We start from the raw sequence: 23,617 nt of genomic DNA, 5'->3' as shown, positions 1-23,617 counted from the left end.
CCGTCGTCGGCGACCTCGACCCGCAGGGCCGTCGGGTCGCCGTGCAGCCGGACCGTCGCCTGGTCCGTCCCGGCGTGGCGGCGCACGTTGGTGAGCGCGTCCCGCACCGCGCCCGCGATCGCGCCGGCCACGTCGAACGGCAGCGGGAGCCGCGGCGGCGCGTCGAGCCGGACGGTCAGGTGACCGGCGTCGAGGTCGGAGCGCAGCAGGTCGACCAGATCCGCCTGGTCGGGCGTGCGCCCGCCGTCGGCCGAACGGAGCCGGGCCAGGTCACGCCGGGCCTGCGGGGCCAACCAGCTCGCGCCGGCCGGCACCTGGCCGGTGCCGACCATCAGCAGCGTGGTGGCCGCGGTGTCGTGCAGGGAGTTCGCGAGTTCGCGTTCCTCGGCCCGCTCGGCCGCCACCACCGCCGCCTCCCGGCGTGCCCGCTCGGTCTCGGCGGCCGTGCGGTCGGCGCGTTCCGCGGCACGGGTGACGAGCACCCACGCCGCCCGCGACATGGCGGCCATCGCGAACATCCACCCCTGCGCCGCGTCCACCGGCAGACCGGCCGCGGTGAAGAGGGCGATCATGCCCCCGCCGGCCGTCAGCGCGGCGACGGCGCCGGTGAGCGGCGGGGTGTGCCACTGCCACGTCACGCACGCGAAGGTGACCAGGAGCCGCAGCCACCCGAAGTTGGTCGTCGCCACGGCGTCGGTCCAGAACACGGTCGCGCACAGCCCCAGCAGCACGGCCACGTCGAGGGCCACCGGGACGACACCGCCCCGGTACAGCCACCCGCCCTGGCCGCACGTCCAGGCCACCGCGACGACCACCACGAGCACCGTGCCGACGAACCCGTCCGCCGAGGCCCTGAGCAGCGCGATCGCCGCGACGGGCGCCAGGATCGCGACGCGGACGGCGACGGCGTACCGACGCCCGAAGCCGCCCAGCAGCCGCACGGCTTCGCCCGCCACCAGTCACCTCGCCGGTCAGCTCAATGTCGCGCCGCGAACGTTACCGGTCGTCATGATCAGGTGAGGCGCGAACAGGGAAAACCCGGTTTCGACTGGCTCGGCGGGTCGCCCCGGGCGTTGACGACCGGGACGTCCGCAGCGGCGTGGTCGACGAACACCGCCGAAAACCTCGCCGGCGAAGATGCCCCGCTCGCCCGCCTGAGGCATGATCGAATGCTATGGCGACCACTCCCGACGGCGGCTCGACGGACGCGGCGCCGTCCGGGCGGCGGGACACGATGGTGGCGTGCGGCGTCTACGTCAACGGTGTCCGGGTGGGCGGCGACCGGTCGCCGGCCGAGGCCGTCGCCGAGGTCCGCGCCCAGCGTGCCGGGTTCGTCTGGATCGGCCTGTTCGAGCCGGACGAGGACCGCATCCGCGACGTCGCCGACGTGTTCGGGCTGCACGAACTCGCCGTCGAGGACGCGGTGCACGCCCACCAGCGGCCGAAGCTGGAGCGCTACGAGAACAACCTGTTCATGGTGTTCAAGACGTTGCGCTACGTCGAGCACGAGTCCGCCACCACGGCCAACGAGATCGTCGAGTCGGGCGAGATCATGGTCTTCCTGGGCCGCGACTACGTCATCACCGTCCGCCACGGCAACCACTCCGCGCTGGGCAACCTGCGCACCGAGCTGGAGGCGCAGCCCGAGCGGCTGGCCGCGGGACCGGCGACGGTGCTGCACGCCATCGCCGACCGCGTGGTGGACGGCTACCTCGACGTCGCCGAGGCGTTCCAGGGCGACATCGACCTGGTGGAGACCGCCGTGTTCGCGCCGCGCAGCGAGATCGGCATCGAGCAGATGTACCTGGTGAAGCGGGAACTGATGGAGCTGCGGCGGGCGGTGATGCCGCTGGCGGCGCCCTTGCGCAGGCTCGGCGACGGCAACTGCGGCCCGCTGGTGCCGGACGCGGCGCGGTCCTACTTCCGCGACGTCGACGACCACCTCACCAGGGTCGCCGACCGCGTCACCGGTTTCGACGAACTGCTCGGCGCGCTCATCGACGCGACGCTGGCGAAGGTGTCGTTGCAGCAGAACAACGACATGCGCAGGATCTCGGCCTGGGTGGCGATCATCGCCGTGCCCACCATGGTCTTCGGCACCTACGGCATGAACTTCGACCACATGCCCGAACTGCACTGGCGGTACGGGTACCCGCTGGTCCTGGCCGTCACCCTGGGCGCCTGCCTCGTCCTGTACCGGCTGTTCAAGCGCAACCGCTGGCTCTGACCGGCGTGGAGGGCCCACCATGATGACCAGGCCGATGTTCTGGGTGGTCCTGTTCCTGCTCGCCTGGCTGACTCTGGTCGTCGTCCAGATCTCCCTCGGCATGGGCACCGCGCCCGACAACGGCGGCACACCGCCGCCATGACCACGGGCGCGGGGCGTCACGCCGGCGAGAAGCGCAGCACGGCTTTGCCCTCGCCCACCGCGACGGCCGTGACCGACAGCCCGTTCATGACCGTGGACCGGCCGTTGGTCAGCGGTGACGTCATGGCCCCGCCCTCGGTCTTCGCCCCGATCAGCGCCACGCCGTCGCCGATGCTCCGCACCCGCACGAGGGTGAACCCGTACCGCCGCGGCACGGGCACCACGGCCGACGGCGACACCAGCACCTCGCACGCGCCGTCCTCGCAGGCGGCCAGGTTCCCGCCGTCCGCGGCCGCGGGCAGGTCGACCGGCGCGGCCGGGGTCGTCTCCCGGTCCGGCGCGGGACGGCAGTGCTCCGCCTGCTCGTGCGCCTGGGCGACGGTGCCGTTCTCGGCGACGAGGTCGGCGAGGTCGAGCCCGTCCGGCTCCAGCGCCTCGAGCGCGGACGTGGTCTCGGCGACGTGCTCGCGCAACACGTCCTCGCCGGCGTTGTGCTGGTTGGCGTACTCGGTGACCCGCTCGCCCAACTCCTTCGCCGCCCCGGTGTAGGCGTCGATCAGCTCCCTCCCGCGCGGGAACTCGTCCGCGGTCAGGGTGTTGGTCTGGTGGCTCACGGTGTCGAGCGCGGTGTCCACGGCGCGCAGGTGGAACTCCAGGTCCATCGCGGTGAACTCGTCCCGCAGGTCGGGCGGCGGCTGCGGCGGGTTGGTGAACACCGCGGTCGCCTGGCAGAACTGGTCCAGCCACTCCACCTGGCTCGCGGTGGGCGGCGGAGCCGGGGTGGTGCTGGACGTGGTGGAGGTCGGAGCGGCCGGGGACGCCGTCCCGCCGGGACCACCACACCCCGCGAGACCGCACAGGACCAAGGTCGCGGCGCCGAGCCGCACGTCTTTCCGCATGCCGTGTTTCTACCGGCCGGAACGGGCGGGTTCCGGCGGCCGGCAGGTTCCGGACGCGGGTCCGGCCCCGTGGTTCGACGCCGTGCGGACCGCGGGCGGCGGGTGACGCGCCCGCGGTCCGGACCGGTCAGCGGACGACGTCGTAGACGAGCTTCTGGATGCCGTTGCCGTAGGTCTCGCTCTCGACCACCTTCAGGTTCTGCTTGCCCTTGTCCGTGTCGCTGAAGAGCCGCTTGCCCGCGCCGAGCAGGACGGGGAAGAGGAGCAGGTGGTAGCGGTCGACCAGGTCGGCGTCGGCCAGGGCGCGGTTGAGGGCGGCGCTGCCGTGGACGATGATCGGGCCGCCCTCGGTATCCTTGAGCGCGGCGACGTCGTCCAGCGAGCGCAGGATGGTGATCTCGCCCCAGTTGGACACCAGATCCTCGTCCCGCAGCGTGGTCGACACGACGTACTTGGGCATCGCGTTGTAGCGGGGGAACTCGGTGGTCATGCCCGGCCACACCGGCGCGAACGCCTCGTAGCTGACCCGGCCCATCATCATGGCCGCGGCCTCGTCCTGCTCCCGGCCCTTGAGCTCGTAGGCGGCGGGGTCGAACTCGATGTCCTGGAAGGTCCAGCCCGAGTTGCGGTAGCCCGGTTCTCCGCCCGGCGCCTCGACGACGCCGTCGAGCGAGACGAACGCGGTGGTGATCAGGGTGCGCATGGATGCTCCTCGGTGGTTCCGCTCTGCCTGCTGTCATCGGAGCGACGAACGGTAGTTGCCGGGAACGACACCCACCGGGCGACAAAAATGTGACGCCGACCACATCGGTCGGGCATGCGGCCGGGGTGTCACTTCGTTGCCTGACGCGACCCGCGGTGCGACGCTGTCGATGATCCACGTCGAGGCCACCGCGTCGACCACTCGACACTCCCACCACCTCCCAGGAGAACCGCGCGCGATGACGTCAGCCCCACGACACCTCCCGCTGTCCGACTTCCCACTCCTCCTCGGCGGCGACCTGCGCGGGTGGGAGCACCACGGGATCGAGGACGACGCCAGGAGGGCCGGCCCGGTCCACGTGGCGACGCAGCCCAACGGCGTCCGCGTCCACGTGGTCACGGTCGGTCCGGAGCGGGCGCGTGCGCTGTTAGCCGACCCACGGCTGTCCAAGGACGCCGCGGCCCTGCGGGCGGCCATGGCCACGCACATGGTCGAGGCGGGCCGCTCCCCCGAGGTGTCGGCCATCATCGGCGAGTCCATGCTCAACACCGACCCGCCCGCCCACTCGCGCCTGCGGAAGCTCGTCGCCGGGGCGCTCACCCGCGGTCGCGTCCTGGGCCTGGAGGAGCGGATCACGACGGTGGTCCGCGCCCTGCTGGACGAGATGCCGGACGACGCGCCGGTCGACCTGGTGCGCGGGTTCGCCCTCCCCGTGCCGTTGACGGTGATCTGCGACCTGCTCGGCGTCCCGGAGCAGGACCGGACCGACCTGGCCGGGTGGTCGTCGGCGATGATGACCGAGATCCCCGAGCAGCAGATCCCCGCGTCCGGGACGATGGCCGGCTACCTGGCCGAACTGGTCGAGGCCAAGCGCGCCGAGCCGGACGGGTCGCTGCTCTCCGCCCTGGTCCACGACGAGGTGGACGGCGACCGCCTCACCCCCGACGAACTGCTGACCACGTCCGTGCTGCTGGTGGCGGCCGGGCACGAGACCACCACCGCCGCGATCGGCAACGCCGCCGCGGCAATGCTGGCCACCGGCACCTGGGCGACGGTCGCCCGGCAGCCCGACCTGGTGCGCGCCGTCGTGCAGGAGACGCTGCGCTTCGACCCGCCGATCCGCAACGTCCCGCACTACCTGGCGACGGCGCCGGTCGAGCTCGACGGGACGACCGTGCTCCCCGAGGGCGCCATCATCATGGTCAACGTCGGCGCGACCAACCGCGACACCGCCGCCTTCGGCCCGGACGCCGACCGCTTCGACCCCACCCGCGAGCAGGGCGCCGGCGCGCTGGGCCACACCGCGTTCGGCCACGGCATCCACCGCTGCGTGGGCAGCCACCTGGCGGCCCTGGAGATCGAGGTCGCGTTGCGCGAGCTGGTCACCCGGTGGCCGGACGCCCGCCTCGTCGGACGCCTCGACGACCTGCCCCGCTCCCCCGCGGTGGTCATCAACGGCTTCACGCGGATCGACGTCCTCCTCACGCCGCCATCCGCCTGACCTGCGCCCCACGAGCGGCACCAACTATCCACCATAGGAGGTTGTGTAGGGTGGGGCCGTGCTCCGCCGCGTCCCGATCCGCGCCTCGCACTGGGCGGCCCTGGTGTGGGTCGTCGCGTTCGCCGTGATCGGGATGCACCACATCGGCGGGCCGGAGCACCCCGCGTCCGCGGTGGCGACGGTGGTCGACTGCTGCGCGCACGGCGAGCCCGCCGGGCACGCGCCCTCCCCGTCGGACGAGCACGGAACAGCGCACCTGTGCCTGGCGATCCTGGCGGCGACGCTCGGCCTGGCGTTGATCTTCCGCGCGTTCCACCGCCGGGACGCCCTCCACCGGCCCACGTCGGTCGCCGGGCACGCGGGACGCCCCCGTTCCCCACCCCCGAGACCGGGCGGCGCTCCGGCGCTGCTCGCCACCCTCTGCGTGCTGCGGCTGTGACAGGCGGCGCGTGACGTCCTCGCCGGACGTCGACGCGACGCCGCGCGCCAGCCCGACTTCACAACGCAGAGGAACACGCCATGACCAGGAAGAACCTGGTCGGGACGGCGCTCGCCGTCCTGACCACCGGACTCGTGCTCGCCGGGTGCGGCAGCGGCGGCCACGACAGGGGCGCCCCGTCGGGCACGACGAGCGCCGCCGGCGTCTCCGCCGCGCCGTCCGGGGAGCACAACGACGCGGACATCGCGTTCGCGCGGGGCATGATCCCCCACCACCAGGGCGCCCTCGAGATGGCCGCGCTCGCGCAGGGCCGGACGTCCGACACCAAGGTGCTCGACCTCGCGTCGCGCATCGAGGAGGCGCAGGACCCGGAGATCAAGACCATGACCGAGTGGCTGCGCGACTGGGGCGCCGAGGCGCACGGCACGGACACGCCGGGCACGCACCACGGCTCGGACAAGACCGGCATGGGCGCCGCTGAGATGGAGGCGCTGGAACAGGCGAAGGACGCCGAGTTCGACCGGCTGTTCCTGGGAATGATGATCAGGCACCACCAGGGCGCGATCGACATGGCGAACACCGAGCTCCGGCAGGGCGCGAACGCCGACGCGAAGCAGCTCGCCCAGCGGATCATCGACTCCCAGCAGGCCGAGATCACCGAGATGCAGGGCCTCCTGCCGGCGGGCTGATCCCTCGACGAGCCCTGTGGGGCGCCACGTCCGGTGGCGCCCCACAGGGTCGCGGCGACGTCGGTCAGCCCGCGCGCACGACCGCGTATCCCGCCCCTTCGACCGCCGCGGTGATCGCGGCCTCGTCGGCGGAACCCGTGACGCTCAGCGTGCCGGCGGTGATGTCCACGGCCACGTCGGTCACCCCCGCGACGCCCTGCACGGCGTTGGTGACCTTGGTCGCACACCCACCGCAGGTCATGCCTTGGACGACGAAGTCGAGGCCATCGGTCGACGCCTCACCGGCGGTCGTCGCGGCGGGGGTCTCACAGCTCGTGCACATTCGGCGAATCCCTTCTCAGATACCCGATGGGGGTATGCGGCGAACGCTAGCATACCCACCTGGGGTACTAACAAGGGGCGTGCCGACCGACCACCCTCCGCACCGCGTTGATCACCTGCCGGACGTCCGTCTCGTCCATGCCCGGTGTCAGGGGCAACGACAGGAGTCGTTGTCCGACCCGGTGGGCGTGGGGGTAGTCGTCGGGGCGGTACCCGTACTTCCGCACACCCGCCGGTCCGGGAACGAGGCGACCACTGTGGACCGCTGCTCGTCGACGGGCCTCGCCAGACACTCAGTCATCACACGACCTTCGCAAGGGGCTGTGGACGCGGCAACGAGCCGTGCCACAGCCACCCGGAAGCGCGCGATCACACCCCGATCTCGCGCGGCCCGCTACCGGACGTGACCCGCGAGGCGGCGAAACACAACCGATCCGACGGTCTTCCCGCACCGCTCGTGGCGGACGCGGCCGGCCGTGCACCGAGGGTCAGGCGCAGCGAGGTTCACACGGCCGCCGCTCACGCCCGCCGCTCACACGCTCGCGGTTCCCGCGACGGCGTCGGTGGCGACCGCGGCGCGCTGGTGGGCGTTCGCGGCGATGGCGTTGACGATGTCCGGCCACAAGGGCTCGGGCAGGTCGTGCCCCATGTCGGGGAACTCCACGTACGTCGAGCGCTGGAGTGCCTCGTGGGTGGCCCGCCCACCGCTGACGTCGATGAGCGCGTCCTCCACGCCGTGGACGACCAGGCTCGGCACGGTCAGCTCGCGCAGGGCCGGGGTCCGGTTGAGGGCGGCGGCGATCGCGGCGAACTGGTTCCGCGTCCCCTGCGGGTGGAACGCGCGGTCGTAGGACGCTTCCGCGAGTCGGCGACGCCGTTCCTCCTCGGCCTCGGCGTGGGTCACCGACCCGATGACGCGGAACGTCTCGGCGATGTGCTCGATGGCCGCCTCGCGTTCGGACGGTGTCGGCTTGAGCAGTTGCTGGACGGCCTCGAACGTGGGCCGGCCCACCGCCGGGTTGCCCGTGGTGCTCATGATCGAGCACAGCGTGCGGACCCGTTCCGGGTGGTGGATCGCCACCAGCTGCGCGATCATGCCGCCCATCGACGCGCCCACCACGTGCGCGTTCGCGATGCCGAGGTGGTCCATCAGGCCGACGGTGTCGTCGGCCATGTCGACCAGGTGGTACAGCGGGCTCCTGCCGTCGACGTCCGCCTTGATCTTGTCCGACAGGCCGCAGTCGCGGTTGTCGAACCGGATCACGCGGAACCCGCGGTCACCCAGCGCGGCGACGAACTCGTCGGGCCAGAAGATCAGCTGCGAGTTCAGGCCCATGATGAGCACCAGCGGCTCACCGCCGGGCTTTCCCTCGTCCCGGTACCAGAGCCGGATTCCGTTGGCGAGCGCGTACTCGCCGGGTTCTGTGGACATGGTCGGACGCCTTCCTCTCGCTCCTACCACATAATGCGATGCCGATCGCACCGACGGGTCGATCGGCCCGGTTTCACCTTGCTACGGGCGAACCGCCGCGCGGCAGTACCTGATGGGGTACTGCCGAACACGTTCGAACGGGGGACGGCGGACACCGGTGTCGCGGCGCGTCGATGCCCCCCGGCCCACGGGGGTAGCCTCGGGGTCGGCACGGCGAATGGAGTTGGGGCGATGAGCGGGGACCGGGAACCGGTGATCGACGCCGAGATCGTGGAGGACGAGCCGGCCGGGCCGGTGGCGCCGCCCGCCGACTACAGCGAGGACGGCGTGCCGTCCTTCGAGCACGTGCGGGACCGGATCGAGGGCCGGGTCGCGACGAGCCTCGGCGCCGGTGAGCTGGCCGACGCGATCCCCGAGGCCAAGGCGGTCGAGGACCAGTTCGAGGCACGGCGACAGGCCGGGCTCGACAAGCTCGAAGAGATCCGCCGCTCGATGCGCGGTGACGCGTAGGACCGGTCGGGCTGACGACACACCCCACCGATCGGGTCGGCGGGTCACGTTCCGTGCCGCGGCGCGGCGGGAAGGCTGGAGTCCGTCGCGGTCCACGCGCGCAGGCAGCCGAACTCCGCCCCGTCCCACGCTGGCCGAACTACACGCCGATCCGACATCGCCGGACGGTCACGCGCACCCGCGGCGCGGCAAGACCGGCGCGAATTCACATATCTGTGCGCCTTACGTCCGAATGCACGCCAGCAGTTCACGTGCGTGACCGATTTGTTCACGTGCATGACCGGCGCGCATTTTCGCCGCATGAGCGTTGACCAGGAGTTCCCGGACTCCTAGCATCCGAAGTGGTTTCCCGTCCTGCGGCGCAATGAAGCACCTGGGAACATCGTGTCCGCCATTGCGTCGGAATCGCTTCATGCCTACGCCACGGAGACGAATTATGCGCGTGAAACCCATGATCGCCTGCGTCGGGCTGTTAGCTGGCGCGTTGGTGGCGATGACGACGTCCGCCGCGCAGGCCGCGCCCACGCGGTACGAGGCGGAGGGCTCGGCGGCGGTGTGCGCCGGCTCCCTCGACTCGAACTGGCCCGGCTTCTCCGGCAGCGGGTTCTGCAACGGCACGAACTCCACGAGCGGCTACGTCCAGTTCACGGTGAACGCGGCCGCCGCGGGCACGGCGACGTTGGGCGTCCGGTTCGCCAACGGCACCACCACGGCGAGGCCCGCCACCCTGGTCGTCAACGGGTCGGCGGCGCAGTCGCCGTCGTTCGAGGGCACGGGCGCCTGGTCGACCTGGGTGACCAAGACGTTCAGCGTGCCGGTGAACGCGGGCAGCAACACCATCCGGCTGAACCCGACGACGTCCGGCGGCCTGCCCAACGTCGACCACCTCGACGTCGAGACCGGTGGCGGCGACCCGCAGCCGCAGCCGCCCGGCGGGCTCGTCGGTTGGGCCGCTCAGGCGGGCGGCACCACCGGCGGCGCGGGCGGCGCGACGGTCACCGTCAGCACGTTCGCCGACTTCCGGACCCAGGCGCAGTCCGCGGGCGCGAAGACCATCCTGGTCAACGGCATGCTCGCCGGCTCGGGCACCGTGGCGATCGGCGCGAACAAGACGATCCGCGGCGTCGGCGCCAACTCGGGCATCTCCGGGACCACCCTCAACATCGAGGACATGCGCCCGGCCAACGTGATCATCCAGAACATGAACATCCGCGGGGTGCCCGGTCGCGACGCGATCCAGATCGAGAGCGCCACGCACATCTGGATCGACCACAACACCATGTCCAGCACCATCGAGGACCACCCCGACTTCTACGACGGCATGCTGGACATCACCCACGCCGCCGACTACATCACCGTCTCGTGGAACGTCATCCGCAACCACTGGAAGACGTCGCTGGTCGGGCACTCCGACGGCAACGGGAGCGAGGACCGCGGCCACCTGCGCGTCACGTACCACCACAACTGGTTCGACCGGACCTTCGAACGCAGCCCGCGCGTGCGCTTCGGCGAGACCGTCCACGTGTTCAACAACTACTACTCCAACGTCAACAACAACGCCGACTCGTACGCCATCGCGTCGCTCATGGACGCCGGCCTCCTCGTGGAGAGGAACGTCTTCGAGAACGTCCGGCAGGCGTGCTGGTCGGCGAGCGGGTACGCGGACTCCGATCCCGGACGTCTCGTGGCGCGCGACAACTCCCTGACCAACTCCGGCCCGTGCGAGGCCAACGGCACGGTGGCGCCCGTCCCGTACGGCTACGCGGCGGACGACGTCAGCACGGTGAAGTCGTCGGTCACCGCGGGTTCCGGCGCGGGCAAGCTCTAACGCCTCGCTCGATGTCGAGGCGGCGACCGGCGTCACGTGGTCGCCGCCTCGATCGCTGCCGATCCTCCACGGTGACGTCCGGTGGAGGCGTTGGAGTCCGCCGCGTGGCGGCATTGTCCGGAATGACGACGTGCGGGTTGCTGTGGCGGACGGAGCTGCCCGCTTTCGAGCCCGACGACAGCGTCGCCGCGAACAACGACGTACCTCGATGTGGCTCTGGCCGATGCGCCGTGGGTTGAGAAGGTCGTGGACGTCGGCGATACATTTTAGTCAACACTGAAGTGATTATGGTGACCGAGATATCGACCGGGTGTGACGCTCGGTGTGGGTGGGTACCAGCGTGTCACCGTGGGCATCTTGTGGTGCGGCGGATTGCCCGTATCGTTGCGCTCTGTAGACAGCCGGAGTGGAGGCGGTGTGTCGACCGGTCAGGAACAGCACGACCAGCAGGACGAACCGTTGCGGACGCGGCGTGAACGGCTGGGTGACGCCATCGTCGTGCACGTGGCGGGCGAACTGGACTCGACCACCGAGCCGGTGCTGCGCGGGGAGCTGGCGCCGGCGTTCGCGGACGCCGCGGCGAACGGCCGGGTGCCGGTCGTGGTCGACCTGACCGCGGTGGACTTCGTCGCCTCGGTCGGCATGGCGCTGCTGGTCGAGTACCACCACGTCGGCGACCGCCAGGGCACGCCGCTGCGCGTCGTCGCGCCGGCGGGCAGCCCGCTGCGGGCGTTGCGGGCCGCCATGCTGAACCACCTGCTGCGGCTGTACCCGAGCCTGCCCGAGGCGCGGGCCGCCGTCTCGTCCTGACCCGTCCGCCACCACCCCGGCTCCCCTGCCGAGGTGTCCGGGCGCGGAGTGACGGCCCGCTGCACGGCCGAGGGACGTCGCCGACGTGATCGGCAACGTCCCCGGTGATCGGTTCGGCGGGCAGGCGTCAGACGTAGTCGTGCAGCACCAACGTCGGAGTGCTCTGGGTGAACCGGAACCGCGGCGCGCCGACACCGGAGCTGTGCTGAGGGTGGCCACGACCGGGAACGGTCCGAGCGCCGGCGCGCACACCCTGGTACTCGCGCCGGACGCCCTGGACGTCAGCCGTGTGACGTCGGCCGAGCCCGTGCCGTTCCGATCGGGGCCGACGACTGACGTGGCGCGGTGCCGGGGAGCGCCCGGCACCGCGCCACGTCGTTACGCCCTGCCCTTCGTGGTGCGGATGGCGACGGTCTTCGACTGGCCCGTGTCCTGCGACGTGACGGTCGGCGTGGAGGTGTACGCCGTCAGGTGCCACAGGTAGTAGGAGCCCGAGCCGTCGCGGAAGAACGCCCGCTGCTCGTTGCCCGTGGCGGCGGTCAGGACCGGGTCCGTGACCGCCGAGTCGAGGTTCGTCTCCCAGTTCCGCCACGTCGCGGAGCCCGGCGCGGTCTGGCCGTTGCGGTGCACCATGCCGTCCTGGGTGCGCGCCACGACCTCCACGATGCCGTGGGTGTTGAGCAGTGCGGTCGGCGAGCCGGTGAACGTGAGGCCGTCGCTGATGTCGGTCCACCCGCCGAAGCCGGACGCGCCCTCCTTCTGCGTGTGCAGCCTGCCGTCCGAGCCGCGGCTGACCAGCTGCACCTTGCCGTCGGCGAACACCACGGCGGCCGGCGAGCCCACGGCGGTGATGCCTCCCGCGATCCGCTGCGGCTGGATCGTCCCGGACTGGAACCGCTTCACGGCGACGACGCCGCTCGGGTTGTGGTAGGCGACCTCGAAGCCGTCACCGCTCGGCACCACGGCGAAGTTCGACGTCATCGTGTACCCCGGGTCGCCCGAGGCCTGCCGCCACGGCCTGAACCCGCCGGCGGCGTCGAACTGCTCGGCGTACCACAGCTTCCCGTCGCCGTTCACCGCGAACGCGGTCAGCAGGTTGTTCGACCCGCGCACCAGCGCGGGGCTGGTCGGGAAGGCGCCCTGCAGCGGCGTCGGGCCCGTCCACCGGCCGCCCACGCCGTCCTGCGCGTAGGTGTCCGCCTGGCCGTCGAGGCTGGTCGCGGCGACGACCACCCGGCCGTCCTGGCGCTGCGCGAGGGTCGCGCGGCCGGTGTGCTGGAGGTACCCGGCCAGGGCGCTGAACTCGATCGCCTCCGAGCCCGCGAGCTGGTAGCCGTGGTGCAGCACGCCGTTGTCGTGGACGTACGCGACTTCGAGGCGCTGCGACGCGGTGTTGTAGATCATCTGCGCGCGCTCGTTCGACGGCGCGGCCACGGTCGGCAGCACGGGGTTCGGCGGGGTCACGAGCGAGCACGCGTCGATGTCCGCGGAGATCTCCCGCATGTCGGCCCACCACCAGACCTGCTCGACGGTCGCCCCCGCCGCGCTCGTGGCGAACTTCCCGGCGGTCACGTCCCAGCGCCGCCAGTCCAGGTAGTTGCCGTCGAACCCGTAGATGACGTCCGCGCCCGGCGACACCAGGTTGCGGTACTTGTTCCAGCCGGTCGCCACCTTCGTGCCGTGGTCCAGCCAGCGGCGCGACGTCGTGTCGTAGTGGTGGCGGTAGACCGCGCCGTTCTCCACGGCCGGGTCGCGTGCGTACAGCACGCCGTCGCCGGCGGCGAACACGTGGTCGTAACGGCCCCACCCGGTGTCCAGGACCTCGCTCGTCCACGTCTTCGCGGTGTCGTCGTACACGCGCCGTTCGAGCACGCCGCTCGCCGGCACGAGGTAGAACGCGGAGCTGGAGTCCACTGTGTACCGGTAGCGGTAGCGGACGTCCTCCCAGTCGCCCCAGCCGGTGGCGATCACGGCGTACTGGCCGTTGTTGTCCCAGGCGCCGTCGACCCAGCGGTGCCGGCGCAGCTCGCCGTTGGCGACGAAGTACTTGTAACCGTTGGGGGCGCTGAGGAACCGGTGCGTCCAGCCGGTGGCGGCCTGCGTCGACGGCGCCCAGGCGGTGATGCCGGTCTCCGGCTCGGTGTGCGGGCGCAGCGTCATGGTGTTGTCGTTGGCGAAGCCCCAGAAGTTCGCCGACGGCGCGCACTCGACGTCGGCGGCGACCGTGCCGAGCCGGCAGGAGTCCACCGAGACCGCGATCTCGTCCACCTTGGGCCAGGAGTGCAGGGGTTGCGTCAGGTTGCCGTAGGCGCTCTCGGTGAACCGGCCCTCCGCAGGGAGGTAGCGGTACCACCAGATCTGGTCGCCGATCAGGCCGTAGAACACGTCACCGCCCGCGGAGGCGAACCAGCGTTGCGGCCAGCCGACGCCGAGGAACTTCTCGCGCTCCAGGAAGGCGCCCGTGGCGAGGTCGTAGTGGCTCCGGTACAGCGCGCCGCCGGGCTGGGACGTGTCGTGGGTGTAGATGACGCCGTTGCCCGCGGCGAACATGAACTCGTACTTGGACCAGTCGGTCTGGGTGTCGATGACCTTCGTCGTCAACGCCTGGGTGGAGAAGCCGTACCGGCCCAGCTCCAGGTTGCCGTTGGGCGCGACGCGGTAGATCGAGTTGTCGCTGTCGACGGTGATGCGCGTGCGGTGCGGCGCGTGGTTCCAGGTGTCCCAGCCGCTGCCGGAGACGAGCGGCGCGCCGGCCCAGCCGGTGCCGTTCCACTGGCGCCGGTGCATCTCCCCCGTGGTCGCGATGCTGTAGACGTAACCGTTCGGCCCGGCCATGTACCGGGTTTCCCACCCGCTGCCGAGGTTGGTGCCGGCGCTGAACAGCCGGTCGCCGGACGCGGGCTTCCGCAGCGACCGGTGGTGCAGCTCCGAGTTGGCCTTCATGCCGACGAAGAAGTCCGCCGTCGGCTTGCACTGGGCCGCCACCACCGCGCCGGCCACGTTCCCGCCGGACACGACGACCGGCACGAGCACTGCCCCGACCACAGCCGCCAGCGCCACCTGCACCGAACGTCTGAGCCTGGCACGCGAAATACGACTCACCACACCATCCCTTTCGAAGAAGCGCCAGCCACCTGGTGTGATTCCCGCTGCGCGCCGTGACGTCGCCCGCGCCTCACCGGGCCGTGGCCACGAACCTCACGCGCCGGTAGCCGAGGTCACCCGGCCGCGGGAAACCCGTTCCGACGACGCCCACCGCGGACGCGGCCGTGCGGAAAGGCGCGAGCGGCGGTACCACGGATCTGGGCGCGCGAAAGCGCCCGGCGCGACGGCCGACCACACGGATTTCCCCCAGACTGCGCACAGCGCTCGAACCGCCGGGAGCGTAAGCGCGCCGCGCGCCCGGCCACAAGACTTCGTCGGTCGAGCGCCTCGTTGTAGTGCGCGAATGCTCACCGCGCCGGAATTCCCCCCTCGGACAAGACGGCTCAACGCGCTCCCGCCCCTGTCCCGCGGCGGGACGTAGACCGGACGGGCAATACGTGGAACCGGTCGTCTTGCGCGTCGGGTCACACGGTCCAGAAGCCGGAATCCTCGGCCGGCGCGGGCCGGGGTCGCCACGCCGACCGGTCGGCGTCCTTGCGCCAGAACGGCGTGCCCTCGGCGTAGTAGATGAACGACGCCCAGTACTCGGCTTCCTCGTGGGTGGGCAGCCCGTCGTCCAGCAGGTCCTGCCGGGTGGACCAGTACTCGTTGACCCTCGCGACCGCCTCGGCGCGGGACAGGCCGAACTCGGCCGCCATCGCGTCCGCCGTGTCCGTCAACAACTCCATGATCCGGTCGTCGCCGGTGGCCAGGAACTCCGGCACCCCCACCTCCGGTCGTCACGGACCGGCGCCCGTGCGGCCCGGTCGGCGGCGACCCTACCCCCGTCGGGTGCCGGACGGCGGGCCGGACGGCGGGCGACGGACGGCGGGGCGACGGACGGGGTGCCCTGATCGGTGGCCGACCGGGCCGGTGACGTGTCAGCGCGGCGGAGCGGGGTACCTCGCCGGTGACCGCGCCCTCCCAGTGGACGCGGCGGGCGGAAGCGGATGTGTCATGGCGAACTCCTCGGCCCCGCAGCGGGCGCCGCGCCTCTCGGGGCCGACCGCTGGCGCGCAACCACTCCTTGGGGTGAACCGGGCGGTGGGGGTGTTCCGATGAAGGTCGGGCTGCTCGCGCCGCCGTGGATTCCCGTCCCGCCGCCGTCCTATGGCGGAATCGAGACGGTGGTCGACTGCCTCGCCCGCGGGCTCACCAAGGCGGGGCACGACGTGGTCGTGTTCACGGTCGGGGAGAGCGAGGTCCCGGTGCCCACGCGATCCGTCCGCGACCGCGCCGCCGGCGACCGGATCGGCTTCGGCGAGGTGGAGCTCAGCCACGCCGCGTGGGCGTACGACTGCCTCGCCGACCGCGACGTCGTGCACGACCACACGCAGATCGGTCCACTGTGGGCAGTGGCCGCCGGGCGGGACCGCGTGGTCACCACCTGCCACGGTCCGCTCGCCGGGGACCTGCGGCACGTCTACGGCTTCTACGGCAGTCGGTTGCCGGTCGTCGCGATCTCGCACGACCAGGCCGCCCGCGCGCCGGATGTCCGGGTTCACTCGGTCATCCACCACGGGGTGGACCCGGAGCGGTTCCCCTCCGGGAGAGGTGACGGTGGGTATTTGTTGTTCCTCGGTCGGATGACACCCGACAAGGGGGCACGGGAGGCCATCGAGATCGCCCGCACCTGCCACCGTCCACTCAAGATCGCCGCGAAGATGCGCGAGGCCACCGAGTTCGCGTACTTCCACGACGAGGTGGAGCCGCTGCTGGGCGGCGACGTCGAGTACGTCGGCGAAGCGGACGTGGACGACAAGCTCCGGCTCCTCGCGGACGCGAGCGCGCTGCTCAACCCCATCCGCTGGGCGGAGCCGTTCGGGCTGGTGATGATCGAGGCGCTGGCTTGCGGCACGCCGGTGCTCACGTACGCCACCGGGTCGGCCCCGGAGATCGTGGAGCACGGCGTCACCGGGTTCGTCTGCGCCGACCACGCCGAGCTCGTCGCGGCGGTCGACCGGGTGGACCGGCTGCGCCGGGAGGACTGCCGCGCCGCCGTCTCGGAGTACTTCTCGACCGAGCGCATGGTGGCCGACCACATCCGGCTGTACGAGACCGTGCGCGGCGAGGGGTGACGACGCGATGACCACCGCCTGGACGTCCGGCGCCGCCCCGCCCGCCACCGGCAACGGCGGCGGCGTCACCACGCTCGTCGAGGGCTCGACGTTCTGCCAGTGCTCGTCCGACGGGGACATCCACCCCGGCCGGCCGCACGGGCTGTTCGTCGCGGACACCCGGGTCCTGTCCGGCTGGCAGCTGCACGTCGACGGCACGCCGGTCGAGTCGTTGAGCACCCTCGACAGCGCGCCCTACGCGGCCACGTTCGTGGGACGCACGAGGCCGCGCGGCGGACTGGCCGACAGCACGATCCTGGTGCTGCGCCGCCGCCAGGTCGGCGCCGGGATGCGCGAGCAGGTCGTGCTGCGCAACCTGGCGGACGAGGCGGCGGCGCTGACGGTGACCGTGCTGGCGGAGGCCGACTTCGCCGACCTGTTCGAGGTCAAGGACGGCCGGACGCGCTCGCACCACGACGTGGAGTCCGCGACCGGCAGCGAGGGTCTCACGTTCCTCTGCCCCGGCGCCGAGCAGTGCCGGACGGTGACGGTGACCGCCGACGGCGACCCCGACGTGGCGCCGCGGCAGCTGACGTTCCACGCGATGGTGCCGCCGCGCGACGAGTGGTCCGTTTCCCTGGTGGTGCAGGCCGCCGTGGGCGGCGCGACCGGGTCGGACGAGGACGTCGCAGCGTCCCCGGCGGGCCGGCTGCGCGCGTGGCGCATGGCGACCCCGCAGATCACCACCGGCGCGTCGGGCTTCGTCACCACGCTGGCCACGAGCGCGTCGGACCTCGGCGCGCTGCAGATCCACGACCCGCGGCACTCGGAACGGCGCGTGGTCGCCGCGGGCGCGCCGTGGTTCATGGCCCTGTTCGGCCGCGACTCGCTGCTGACCAGCTGGATGGCGCTGCCGCTGGACCAGCGGCTCGCGCTCGGCACGCTGCAGACGCTGGCCGACCACCAGGGCGTGAAGGAGGACCCGCTGACCGAGGAGCAGCCGGGGCGCATCCTGCACGAGGTGCGGCTCGGCCGCGCGGCGGCCCTCGCGCTGGGCGGCGGCAGCGCCTACTACGGCACGGCCGACGCCACCCCGTTGTTCGTCGCCCTGCTGGGCGAGTTGCACCGCTGGGGCCTGCCCGCGGCCGACCTCGCGGCCCTGCTGCCCGCCGCCGACCGCGCCCTGGCGTGGGTGCGCGACTTCGGCGACCGCGACGGCGACGGTTTCGTCGAGTACCAGCGGGCCACCGACCGGGGGTTGCTCAACCAGGGCTGGAAGGACTCGTTCGACGGCGTGAACTTCGCCGACGGCCGCATGGCGGAACCACCCATCGCGCTGGCCGAGGTGCAGGCGTACGTGTACGCGGCGTACACGGCGCGGGCGGACATCGCGGTGGCGCAGGGCGACGAGCGCACGGCGGCGGAGTACCGGCGACGGGCCGCCGACCTCAAGGCCGCGTTCAACGAGCGGTTCTGGCTGCCCGAGCAGGGGTGGTTCGCGCTGGCCCTGGACGGCGCGAAGCGACCGGTCGACTCGCTGACGTCCAACATGGGGCACTGCCTGTGGGGCGGGATCGTGGACGACGACAAGGCGGACGCCGTGGCGCGGCACCTCGTCAGCCCGGCGCTGTGGTCCGGCTTCGGCGTCCGGACGCTGGCCGACACCATGGGCGCGTACAACCCGATGAGCTACCACAACGGGTCGGTGTGGCCGCACGACACGGCGATCGCGGCGGCGGGCCTGATGCGGTACGGGTTCGTCGCGGAGGCCCAGCAGGTGGCGATGGGCGTCCTCGACGCGGCCCGGCGGTTCGGCGGCCGGCTGCCGGAGCTGTTCTGCGGCTTCGACCGCGCGGAGTTCCCGGTGCCGGTCCCCTACCCCACCTCGTGCTCCCCGCAGGCGTGGGCCGCCGCCGCGCCGATCCTGCTGACGCGCACGCTGCTGCGGTTCCAGCCGGACCTGCCGTCGGGGAGCGTGCAGCTCGCCCCCGCGGTGCCGGAGCGCCTGGTGCCGCTCAAGATCGAGAACCTGCCGCTGGCCGGGCACCGGCTGTGCATCGACGTCCGCGAGGACGGCTGGGACGTGCTCGGGCTGCCCGAGGGCACGGTGGTGGCCGATCCGCCGACGTCGCGGTGACCGACCCGGCTGCTCTCATGGGGCGAACCCCGCCCGACCCGACGTGGCGGCGGCCTCCCCGGCGCTAGCGTCGACGGCGCTGTGGTCGGCTGCCGGAGGGCGGGGTGCGATGAGCAGGCGCGCGTTCGCGGGGTGGCTGGTGTTCGCGGTCTGCTCGGTGCCGTTGGTCGTGGCCGCGATGGCCGGGGCCGCCCAGCTGGCGACGCGCGCCGTGCCGTCCGGGGTGCTGGCGCGGGTGCTGCCGCCCGTGGTGGGTCTCGGGCTCTGGTGGGTGCTCAAGGTCGTCCTGTACGCCGACGCCAACCACCTCCGGCCGGGAGGTCGGGCGGAGTCCCTGCGCTTCTACGCCGGGGCCGTCATGCTCGTCGCCGTCGTCGCCGCGGTCCCGGTGGTGGAGGGGTGGGCGTTCCGGCCGGTCGGGGCGAAGCACACGTGCACGGTGGACGAGGTGGTGTTCGCGGACACCACCACCGGCGGCGGGCCGGGCGGCGAGCCGACGACGACCAGGCGCTACACCGCCACGCTGTCGTGCGACGACGGCCGTCCCGACCGGCTGACGTACACCAGGCTCACCCCGCACGCCGACCCGCCCGTCCGCGCGGGCGACCGGCTGGTCGTCGCCTACGACCCGCGCGGGGTGCTGGACTCGTCCGTCGACGGGCGGCGGCACTCCCCGTGGTGGACGTGGGTCGCGGGTCTCGCCGGCGGGCTCGCGGTGCTGCTGCACGGGGCGCTCGTGCTCGCCGCGTGGCGGGCCCGCGGCGAGGACGGCCACACGCTGGACGTGGACGCGCGCTCCCGGTGAGCGGACGGCGTGGCGTCCGGACTCAGTGGCCCTCGGCGAGGCGCTGGCGGCGCAGGTGCGCCCGTTCGGCGTCGCCGCCGGGCTCCTGGTCGAGTCCTTTGTGGATCATCTCCACCTTCTCGTCGGGCAGGTGCGGGGCGAGGAGCGGCACCGCCGGGTCCACCACGGCCTCCACCACGACGGGCCGGTCGGCCGCGAACGCCTCGTGCCACGCCTTGGCCACCTGATCGGGTGAGTCGATGCGGATGCCGCGCAGGCCCAGCAGCTCGGCGTAGGCGGCGTAGGGGAACTCGGGCACGCGCTGCGAGGTCGGGAACCTCGGGTCGCCCTCCATCTCCCGCTGCTCCCAGGTCACCTCGTTGAGGTCGCCGTTGTGCAGCACGAGCACCACGAACGTGGGATCGTCCCAGGTGCGCCAGCGGTCGGCCACCGTGATCAGCTCCAGCAGCCCGTTCATCTGCATCGCGCCGTCACCCGCGAGGGCGACGACGGGCCGGTCGGGCGCGTGCAGCTTGGCCGCCAGCCCGTAGGGCAGGGCGCAGCCCATCGACGCCAGGTAGCTGGACGTGTGGGCGGGCGCGCCGACCGGGAGGGCCAGGTGGCGGGCGTACCAGTAGGTCACCGAGCCGACGTCCACGGCGACCTGCACGTCCGGCGGCAGGGCGCCCGACAGCCCGTGCACCACCGACTCCGGGTTCAGCGGGTCGGCCGACGTGCGGGCGCGGTCGCCCGCCACGGCACGCCACCGCGCCACGCTCTCGAACACCCGTTCCTCCCAGCCGCGGTCCGGGTTGCGCCGCAGGTGGGGCAGCAGCATCCGCAGCGTCTCGGCGGAGTCGCCGACCAGCGCCGCCTCGACCGGGTACTTGCTGCCCACCACGCGCGCCTGGATGTCGACTTGCACGGCCCGCGCCTGCCCCGGCTCGGGGTAGAACTCCGTCCACGGGTCGTTGCAGCCGACGATCAGCAGCGTGTCGCACTCCGCCATCAGCTCGGCGGACGCGGTGGTGCCCAGGTGGCCCATGACGCCGGTGTGCCAGGGCGCGTCCTCGGGGATCACCGGCTTGCCGACCAGCGACGCCGTGGCGCCCGCGCCCAGCACGTCGACGACCCGCGCCACCTCCTGCTCGGCGCCGGCCGCGCCGCGCCCGATCAGCAACGCGACCTTGCGCCCGGCGTTGAGCACGTCGGCGGCCCGGCGCACGTCGTCCTCGCGCGGCAGCACGCGTGGACGGGCGGTGACCGCCGACGACGGCACGACGCCGTGCGTGTGCGGGAGCTCTTCCACGGCGTCGGCGCGCTGCACGTCGTGCGGCACGATGAGGCACGTCGGCACCCGCTCGGCGATGGAGGTCCGCATCGCGTTGTCCAGCAGCACGGGCAGTTGCTCGGGTGCGGACACCGTCTGGAGGTACTGCCCGCACACGTCCTTGAACAACGTGTGGAGGTCGACCTCCTGCAGGTAGCCCGTGCCCAGCGCGGTGGACACCACCTGGCCCACGATCGCCACCACCGGCCGGCGGTCGAGCTTGGCGTCGTAGAGGCCGTTGAGCAGGTGGATCGCCCCCGGTCCCTGGGTGGCCAGGCAGACGCCCACCTCCCCGGTGTACTTGGCGTGCCCGCAGGCCATGAACGCGGCCATCTCCTCGTGCCGGGTGGCGACGAACTCCGGGTCGCCGTCGGCCCGGTGCAGGGCGGCCAGGATCGGGTCGATCCCGTCGCCCGCGTAGCCGAACACCCTCGGCACGCCCCACGTGCGCAGCCGCTCGACCAGCGCGTCGGCCACGGTGGGGGTCGTGCCACGTCCGGGACGGTCTTGAGCAGGCACCGTCCGCTCCCCTCGCTCGGTGTGTCGTTGCCGAATTCCCGGGACACCCCCACCGAAACACCGCCGGGTGGGCCGCGGCAGCCCGGTTGTGACCCCGGCCGTGCGCAGGAGTGGGACCGTGTACCAACGGGTAGCCACGTGATTGGAGGTGGACCGTGGTCGACGACACCACTGGTGGGAACGAGGGCCGGAACGGGTACGACGCCGGAAGCGTGGCAACGCGCGGCGGGGACCGTGACGACCTGGCGACGCACCTCAGCGACGTGGCACGCGCGTTGCACGAGCTGGACAGCGCCCAGGACACCCTGGACGCGATCGTGCGCGCCGCGGTGGAGACGGTGCCGGGCGCGCGCCACGCCGGGATCATGACGGTCGTGGGCAAGCGCCAGGTGGACACCGTGGCGATGACCGACGACCTGCCCGGCGAGGTGGACCAGGTCCAGTTCGAGACCAGCCAGGGACCGTGCCTGGAAGCGCTCTTCAACGAGAAGAAGGTCAGCGTGCCGGACCTGGCGGCCGAGACGAGGTGGCCCGCCTTCTCCGAACGCGCCCGGCGGCTCGGCGTGTCGAGCATGCTGTCGTTCCAGCTGTACGTGCGCGACGACGACCTCGGCGCCCTCAACCTCTACTCCCCCGACGTCGAGGCGTTCGACGACGAGTCCCACCACGTCGGCAGGCTGTTCGCCAGCCACGCCGCGGTGGCCTTGGCCACTGCCCAGCAGCAGGAGCACCTGGCCGAGGCGGTGCAGACGCGCGACCTGATCGGGCAGGCCAAGGGCATCCTGATGGAGCGCCACAAGCTCACCGCCGACCAGGCGTTCACCGTGCTGGTGCGCACCAGCCAGCGGACCAACACCCGGCTGCGCGACCTCGCCGACCGGTTGACGCGGACCGGCGAGCTGACGTCGTCCGACCAGACCTGACCTGATCCGACCGACCTGACCGCGCCGGTGGCCCCGATCCACCGGCGCGGACGGGTGGACAGGTGGTTGCGGCGGCCGGGTGGGGGTACTCGACCGGCACGTCAAGCAGTCGGCGACACGCAGCGCGTGCCGGTCCCCCAGTCGGTCCGACCACGGTCGGCCGACACGCGCTCCGAACCCACTGGACTTGCCATGGCCACCACGCCTTGCCCTCAACGCGGCGCGATCGTCACCTACCTCAACCCGGACGTGCTCGCCCCCACCGCGTTCCTGCGCGGTGTCGTCATCGGGGACCACGTGGTCGACCCGGAGACCTCGCACGCCTGGGTGCCGGTGCTGCTGCCCGGCCGCACGGTGTCCGTCCTGGACACCCGGAACATCATCGAGGTGCACGTCCCCGGAGGCGCGCGGTCCGGACCAGGGCACGCGCCCGGCAACCCCTGACCGCGCGGCCGGTGCGGGATGATCTTGCCCTGGCTAGGATCGGCCGCATGGCGCGCGCGGGCTCGGGGAGCTGGCTGGACTCGCTGTCGGCCGGTCGCACCGAGCTGGGCCGGTCCAGCACGGCGGAACGGGTCGCGGCCGTGCTGCGCACCCGCGTGATGGAGGGCGACCTGCTGCCCGGCCTGCGGTTGTCCGAGGAGGCGATCGGCGGCGTGCTGGGCGTGTCCCGGAACACCCTGCGGGAGGCGTTCCGGCTGCTGACGCACGAACGGCTGCTCGTCCACGAACTCGGTCGGGGCGTGTTCGTGCGGACGCCGGGCATCGCCGACGTCGTCGACCTCTACGCCGCCCGGCGCGTCATCGAGTGCGGCGCCCTCCGGTCGTGGACGTCGGCGTCGGAGCGTGCCCGCGACGACGTCCGGGACGCGGTGCGCGGGCAGGGCGAGGCGGCGGCGGCCGAGCGCTGGACGGACGTCGCCACCGGCAACATCCGCTTCCACCTGGCGATCACGCGGCTCGTCGGCAGCGCGCGGCTGGCCGAGGAGGTGGAGCGGCTGCTGGCGGAGCTGCGCCTGATGTTCCACCACATGGGCGACCCCCGCGAGTTCCACGAGGACTACGTGCGCCTCAACCGGGGGATCGTGGCGCTGCTCGACGCCGACCGGGTCGCCGACGCCGAGGCGGAGCTGGCCCGGTACTTCACGACGGCCGAGCAGCACCTGCTGACCCGGATGCGCCAATCGCCCGCCTGACGTCCGCGAAGCTTGACGGCGACACTG

22 protein-coding genes and 1 pseudogene are annotated in these 23,617 nt (G+C 72.4%); 14 read left to right on the top strand and 9 right to left on the bottom strand.

Translation table 11 applies throughout. The features are described 5' to 3' along the window. Positions 1-956, bottom strand: a pseudogene (locus ACFQ3T_RS09300) (hypothetical protein); the annotation flags it as partial. 218 nt (positions 957-1,174) lie between these two features. On the opposite strand from ACFQ3T_RS09300, the gene ACFQ3T_RS09295 reads away from it, so the two are divergent. After that, entirely contained in the window at positions 1,175-2,227 is a 1,053-nt protein-coding gene (locus ACFQ3T_RS09295) for a magnesium and cobalt transport protein CorA (RefSeq protein WP_380722351.1), read from the top strand. A gap of 19 nt (positions 2,228-2,246) precedes the next feature. Next, positions 2,247-2,369, top strand: a complete 123-nt coding sequence (locus tag ACFQ3T_RS09290) for a hypothetical protein (protein ID WP_380722349.1) — start codon at positions 2,247-2,249, stop codon at positions 2,367-2,369. Positions 2,370-2,385: 16 nt separating this feature from the next. Here the strand turns inward: ACFQ3T_RS09290 and ACFQ3T_RS09285 are convergent, their stop codons facing one another. Both ACFQ3T_RS09285 and ACFQ3T_RS09280 read right to left on the bottom strand, forming a co-directional pair. Next, a complete protein-coding gene (locus ACFQ3T_RS09285; RefSeq protein WP_380722347.1) occupies positions 2,386-3,267 on the bottom strand; it encodes a hypothetical protein in 882 nt (293 codons plus the stop codon). Positions 3,268-3,394: 127 nt separating this feature from the next. Beyond that, the gene (locus tag ACFQ3T_RS09280; protein WP_380722345.1) at positions 3,395-3,970 is read right to left on the bottom strand and encodes a dihydrofolate reductase family protein; all 576 of its coding nucleotides are present in this window, start codon (positions 3,968-3,970) and stop codon (positions 3,395-3,397) included. 238 nt (positions 3,971-4,208) lie between these two features. Here ACFQ3T_RS09280 and ACFQ3T_RS09275 point away from each other — a divergent pair, with 238 nt between their 5' ends. The 3 genes from ACFQ3T_RS09275 to ACFQ3T_RS09265 all read left to right on the top strand — a co-directional run bounded on the left by ACFQ3T_RS09275 (position 4,209) and on the right by ACFQ3T_RS09265 (position 6,599). Beyond that, positions 4,209-5,471, top strand: coding sequence for a cytochrome P450 (locus tag ACFQ3T_RS09275; RefSeq protein ID WP_380722343.1), 1,263 nt, complete (start codon positions 4,209-4,211; stop codon positions 5,469-5,471). 58 nt (positions 5,472-5,529) lie between these two features. Beyond that, entirely contained in the window at positions 5,530-5,910 is a 381-nt protein-coding gene (locus ACFQ3T_RS09270) for a hypothetical protein (RefSeq protein ID WP_380722341.1), read from the top strand. 80 nt (positions 5,911-5,990) lie between these two features. Beyond that, positions 5,991-6,599, top strand: coding sequence for a DUF305 domain-containing protein (locus ACFQ3T_RS09265; RefSeq protein ID WP_380722339.1), 609 nt, complete (start codon positions 5,991-5,993; stop codon positions 6,597-6,599). A gap of 64 nt (positions 6,600-6,663) precedes the next feature. Here ACFQ3T_RS09265 and ACFQ3T_RS09260 read toward each other — a convergent pair whose 3' ends face one another. The 3 genes from ACFQ3T_RS09260 to ACFQ3T_RS09250 form a co-directional block, all read right to left on the bottom strand. Further along, positions 6,664-6,921, bottom strand: a complete 258-nt coding sequence (locus tag ACFQ3T_RS09260) for a heavy-metal-associated domain-containing protein (RefSeq protein WP_380722337.1) — start codon at positions 6,919-6,921, stop codon at positions 6,664-6,666. 67 nt (positions 6,922-6,988) lie between these two features. After that, the gene (locus ACFQ3T_RS09255; RefSeq protein ID WP_380722335.1) at positions 6,989-7,147 is read right to left on the bottom strand and encodes a DegT/DnrJ/EryC1/StrS family aminotransferase; all 159 of its coding nucleotides are present in this window, start codon (positions 7,145-7,147) and stop codon (positions 6,989-6,991) included. A 305-nt stretch (positions 7,148-7,452) separates the two neighbouring features. Next, complete coding sequence (locus ACFQ3T_RS09250) at positions 7,453-8,352, bottom strand: alpha/beta fold hydrolase (RefSeq protein WP_380722333.1); 900 nt, start codon at positions 8,350-8,352, stop codon at positions 7,453-7,455. Between the two features lie 231 nt (positions 8,353-8,583). Here ACFQ3T_RS09250 and ACFQ3T_RS09245 point away from each other — a divergent pair, with 231 nt between their 5' ends. The 3 genes from ACFQ3T_RS09245 to ACFQ3T_RS09235 all read left to right on the top strand — a co-directional run bounded on the left by ACFQ3T_RS09245 (position 8,584) and on the right by ACFQ3T_RS09235 (position 11,500). Next, positions 8,584-8,862: a hypothetical protein gene (locus tag ACFQ3T_RS09245; RefSeq protein ID WP_380722331.1), complete on the top strand. Its 279-nt coding sequence runs from the start codon at positions 8,584-8,586 to the stop codon at positions 8,860-8,862. A 436-nt stretch (positions 8,863-9,298) separates the two neighbouring features. Continuing rightward, positions 9,299-10,690, top strand: coding sequence for a pectate lyase family protein (locus ACFQ3T_RS09240; RefSeq protein ID WP_380722329.1), 1,392 nt, complete (start codon positions 9,299-9,301; stop codon positions 10,688-10,690). A gap of 417 nt (positions 10,691-11,107) precedes the next feature. After that, entirely contained in the window at positions 11,108-11,500 is a 393-nt protein-coding gene (locus ACFQ3T_RS09235) for an STAS domain-containing protein (RefSeq protein ID WP_380722327.1), read from the top strand. A gap of 378 nt (positions 11,501-11,878) precedes the next feature. On the opposite strand, the gene ACFQ3T_RS09230 is transcribed toward ACFQ3T_RS09235, so the two are convergent. Next, positions 11,879-14,560 (bottom strand): tachylectin-related carbohydrate-binding protein, encoded by a 2,682-nt coding sequence (locus ACFQ3T_RS09230; protein WP_380722325.1) that lies wholly within the window; start codon positions 14,558-14,560, stop codon positions 11,879-11,881. Between the two features lie 509 nt (positions 14,561-15,069). Then, positions 15,070-15,369 (bottom strand): hypothetical protein, encoded by a 300-nt coding sequence (locus ACFQ3T_RS09225; RefSeq protein ID WP_380722323.1) that lies wholly within the window; start codon positions 15,367-15,369, stop codon positions 15,070-15,072. 333 nt (positions 15,370-15,702) lie between these two features. On the opposite strand from ACFQ3T_RS09225, the gene ACFQ3T_RS09220 reads away from it, so the two are divergent. From ACFQ3T_RS09220 to ACFQ3T_RS09210, 3 genes are all read left to right on the top strand, one after another. Further along, positions 15,703-16,722, top strand: coding sequence for a glycosyltransferase family 4 protein (locus tag ACFQ3T_RS09220; RefSeq protein WP_380722321.1), 1,020 nt, complete (start codon positions 15,703-15,705; stop codon positions 16,720-16,722). A gap of 7 nt (positions 16,723-16,729) precedes the next feature. Further along, positions 16,730-18,838, top strand: coding sequence for an amylo-alpha-1,6-glucosidase (locus ACFQ3T_RS09215; RefSeq protein ID WP_380722319.1), 2,109 nt, complete (start codon positions 16,730-16,732; stop codon positions 18,836-18,838). Positions 18,839-18,947: 109 nt separating this feature from the next. Then, a complete protein-coding gene (locus ACFQ3T_RS09210; protein ID WP_380722317.1) occupies positions 18,948-19,643 on the top strand; it encodes a hypothetical protein in 696 nt (231 codons plus the stop codon). Between the two features lie 22 nt (positions 19,644-19,665). Here ACFQ3T_RS09210 and ACFQ3T_RS09205 read toward each other — a convergent pair whose 3' ends face one another. Beyond that, entirely contained in the window at positions 19,666-21,429 is a 1,764-nt protein-coding gene (locus ACFQ3T_RS09205; protein WP_380722315.1) for a thiamine pyrophosphate-requiring protein, read from the bottom strand. A 254-nt stretch (positions 21,430-21,683) separates the two neighbouring features. Here ACFQ3T_RS09205 and ACFQ3T_RS09200 point away from each other — a divergent pair, with 254 nt between their 5' ends. The 3 genes from ACFQ3T_RS09200 to ACFQ3T_RS09190 all read left to right on the top strand — a co-directional run bounded on the left by ACFQ3T_RS09200 (position 21,684) and on the right by ACFQ3T_RS09190 (position 23,590). After that, complete coding sequence (locus ACFQ3T_RS09200; RefSeq protein ID WP_380722313.1) at positions 21,684-22,394, top strand: ANTAR domain-containing protein; 711 nt, start codon at positions 21,684-21,686, stop codon at positions 22,392-22,394. 192 nt (positions 22,395-22,586) lie between these two features. After that, entirely contained in the window at positions 22,587-22,838 is a 252-nt protein-coding gene (locus ACFQ3T_RS09195) for a hypothetical protein (protein WP_380722311.1), read from the top strand. Positions 22,839-22,885: 47 nt separating this feature from the next. Beyond that, positions 22,886-23,590 (top strand): GntR family transcriptional regulator, encoded by a 705-nt coding sequence (locus tag ACFQ3T_RS09190; RefSeq protein ID WP_380722309.1) that lies wholly within the window; start codon positions 22,886-22,888, stop codon positions 23,588-23,590. Positions 23,591-23,617: the final 27 nt, after the last annotated feature.

The organism is Saccharothrix hoggarensis, from assembly GCF_042678885.1.
Lineage (GTDB): Bacteria > Actinomycetota > Actinomycetes > Mycobacteriales > Pseudonocardiaceae > Actinosynnema > Actinosynnema hoggarensis.
Note: the sequence above shows the minus strand (reverse complement) of the source record. Positions and strands in the feature narration are given on the sequence as shown.